Source organism: Zavarzinella formosa DSM 19928 (assembly GCF_000255705.1).
Taxonomy (GTDB): Bacteria; Planctomycetota; Planctomycetia; order Gemmatales; family Gemmataceae; genus Zavarzinella; species Zavarzinella formosa.
Window position 1 is genome coordinate 116,267 of the sequence record NZ_JH636439.1, and the last position, 3,087, is coordinate 119,353.

The 3,087-nt window shown below is 65.6% G+C and carries 3 protein-coding genes and 1 pseudogene; all 4 read left to right on the forward strand.

Annotation, left to right across the window (positions count from 1 at the left end):
- A partial coding sequence (locus BGIM_RS66380; protein WP_202947210.1) for an MFS transporter occupies positions 1 to 309 on the forward strand: 309 nt, incomplete at its 5' end.
- Complete coding sequence (locus BGIM_RS0101385) at positions 306 to 1,355, forward strand: metallophosphoesterase family protein (RefSeq protein ID WP_020468011.1); 1,050 nt, start codon at positions 306 to 308, stop codon at positions 1,353 to 1,355. The genes BGIM_RS66380 and BGIM_RS0101385, both read left to right, overlap by 4 nt.
- A 12-nt stretch (positions 1,356 to 1,367) precedes the next feature.
- Positions 1,368 to 2,621 carry an anion transporter gene (locus tag BGIM_RS0101390; RefSeq protein WP_020468012.1) on the forward strand — a complete coding sequence of 418 codons (1,254 nt, stop codon included), beginning with the start codon at positions 1,368 to 1,370 and terminating at the stop codon, positions 2,619 to 2,621.
- 7 nt (positions 2,622 to 2,628) lie between these two features.
- Positions 2,629 to 3,087: pseudogene (locus BGIM_RS64600) on the forward strand (hypothetical protein); the annotation flags it as partial.

Consider the following 3,087-nt stretch of genomic DNA (forward strand, 5'->3'; position numbering starts at 1 on the left):
GGCTGGCAGGTGTTGCTGATCCAAGCCCTCGACGGGCTGGCCCAAGGACTGTTCGCCGTGACCGCCGCCGCGTGGGTGACCGACCGGCTGGCCGACCCGCGCCGGGCGGGGGAAGCCCAAGTGATCGTCGGCTGTTCGCTGGTGTTCGGCTCGGCCGTCGGTCCGGCCGTGGCCGGGTTGGTGGTTGAATCACTCGGCTATCGGGACACGTTCGCCGTCCTTGGCGGCGTCGGGGTGGCCGCCACGCTCGTCATTTTGTTCTTTGTTCCCGAGACCCGGCGAATGGCCAAACCGGAGACAACAACATGAACGACCCCGTGACCGTCATCATCCCCGGTGATCTGCATCTGACCGAACCGGGTCTGCCAAACCATGTGGCCGCGCGATGGGCCATCGACGAGGCGAACGATCTGATTCGCCCGGACTTCGTCCAGTTCATCGGCGACAATGTGCAGGACGGAACACCCGGCCAGTTCGCCCTGTTTCGCGACCTGACCGGACGGCTGACGGCTCCGTGGTTTGCCCTCGTCGGGGACCATGACACTGCGGGCGACCCGGCCGCGACCGCCTTCCGCGAACATGTCGGCGCCCCGACTGGTAGCCATTCCGTCGGCGGGTTTCGATTCCTCCGGCTGAACACTCAGGAAGGCAAGCCTGTTGGATTGTCGCCGGAACAACTGGATTGGTTCCGAACGGAAACCGACGCCGCCCTCTCCGCCGGGGAACGAGTGGTGGTGTTCCAGCACAATTATCCGTACCAGATATGGGAGGACTTCGCCGGGCCGGGGATCGACGGATGGCGGGAGATTGTCCAGACCCGCCGGGTCCACGCAATCCTCTGCGGACACACTCACTATTGGCAGGCCGCCAACGACGGCCGCAATGCGGTGATGGCGACACGGTCAATCGGCGACCCGGAGGGAGGCTCTCCCGGATACATGATCGCCTTTTTCCAAGGCGAGGACTTTGCGGTGGCTTACCGCACGGTGGAGGACACCGGGCCGCTGGCGTTGATCACGCACCCGAGGGAGGCCCTGCTGGCGACGGGGCCGTCGCATGTCGTCAGAGGGGCGGATGAACTGCGGGTCCGGGTCTGGTCTCGCGGGTCCGTTTCGGGCGTCGCCGGACGAATTGACGACGGCCCGTGGTTCGATCTTCAGCCGGCCGACGGCCGGAATTGGGCGGCCCCGCTGCCGGATGCCCGGCTGTCGAAGGGCATCCATCGGCTGAAGATCCGGGCCGACGCGACTGACGGAACGGCTGAAAGCGAAATCGAGTTTGCGGTCGATCCGACCGGGCGGCACACGGCCGTTCCGATGGTTCGCCCGGTTGTGGGATTCACCAACTATTGCTGAACGGAGTCGATGATGTCGGAAGGCGTGGCGTTTTGGCTGACCTTGTTCTGGTTCGGCCTGACTTATCTGGGCCTGGCCCTCGGCCGGCTTCCCGGCCTGCGGACCGACCGCTCGGGGATTGCCTTGATCGGGGCGGCCGGGACGCTGGCCTGCGGGCTGCTTTCCTTCGAGGAGGCGGTCAAGGCCGTTGACTTCGCCACGATTGCCCTGCTGCTTGGAATGATGGTGGTGGTGGCCTATCTGCGCCGGGCCGGGTTCTTCGACCGGCTGGCCGGGCTGGCGCTGGGGCGGATGAAATCGCCAAAGGCCCTGCTCGCGGTCACCATGCTGTTAAGCGGCGTCCTGTCGGCCGTGCTGGTCAACGACGTGGTGTGTCTCGCCCTCGCCCCGCTGGTCCTGCATCTGGCCCGGCGATTGGGACTGGACCCGCGACCCCATCTCGTCGGCCTGGCGATCGCCAGCAACCTCGGCTCGGCGGCGACATTGACAGGCAATCCGCAGAACATGATCATCGGCGGCCTCTCTGGCATTTCCTACCTGCGATTTGCCGCCAAGCTCGCGCCGCCGGCGCTGATCGGCCTGGTCATCGGCTATGTCGTGACGTTGATCGCCTATCGTTCGGTTTTGGGCCAAAATTCGCCGAATTCCGGCGATAGCGCCCCGGCGGACCGCAACCCCGAAAGTCGTCGTCACACGACGTTGTTGATCAAGAGTCTGGCCGTCACCTTGGCGGCCGTGGCGGGATTTTTCGCCGGGTTGCCGATGGCCGTGGTCGCCCTCGCGGCGGCGGCCGTGCTATTACTGGACCGGGTCAAGCCGGAAAAGGTCTATCGCCACATCGACTGGGGTTTGCTCGTCATGTTCGCCGGGCTGTTCGTGGTCGTCCGGGCGTTCGAGGTTCACGTGCTATCTGGTTCGGGCGTGGGCCAGTCGGCCGCCAGAGGGGACCCGGTGTGGATGCTGTCCGCGCTGTCCGCGGTGGTGTCGAATCTGGTGTCCAATGTCCCGGCGGTGTTGTTGTTCAAGCCGGTTGTCGGAGCCATGGCTGAAGCCGTCCAAGAAACCGCTTGGCTGGCGTTGGCGGCCTCCAGCACGTTTGCGGGCAACCTGACGGTGTTGGGGTCGGTCGCGAATCTGATCGTCGTGGAACAGGCGCGCAAGGAAGGGGTGGCCATTGGTTTTTGGGACTACGCCCGCGTCGGCATTCCGGTGACCCTGCTGACTCTCTTGCTCGGGGCCGGCTGGCTGGCTTTTGCCCGGTATTAGGAAACTCATGGGAAAGTGGCGAACGATCATCGTCGCCGTGGTGTTTTTGGCGTCACTGGCGTCGCTGGTGGCCAGCAGCGGGATCGCGCTCTGGGGTTCCGCCGACGAGTTGACGGCACGGGAGCAATTGCAATCGGCCGCCGTTGATCTGGCCGGGGCCGCCGAAACACTGGCTCCGAGCTTGCCGCCGGACGGTCCCGGCTTGGTGTTGCCCGAGCCGGACAACCGCCGGCTGGCGGCGCTGGCCCGTGACCGTCTTGGCCAATATCCCGGTGCCGAGGGGGGATTTTATCTCGTCGCTTCCGGTCAGTTTGCCGGCGCCGTCGGTGTCGGCCCCGGTCCGGCGGGGACGGCAAGCGAAAAAGAGGTGCCGGCGAAAAAAGATAAAAAGGGGAACAAGAAAGGGGGGCCGGATGCGGGGCCGACCGGCCGCCGGGAACCGCCTCCCCTAGAGATGCCGTCAATC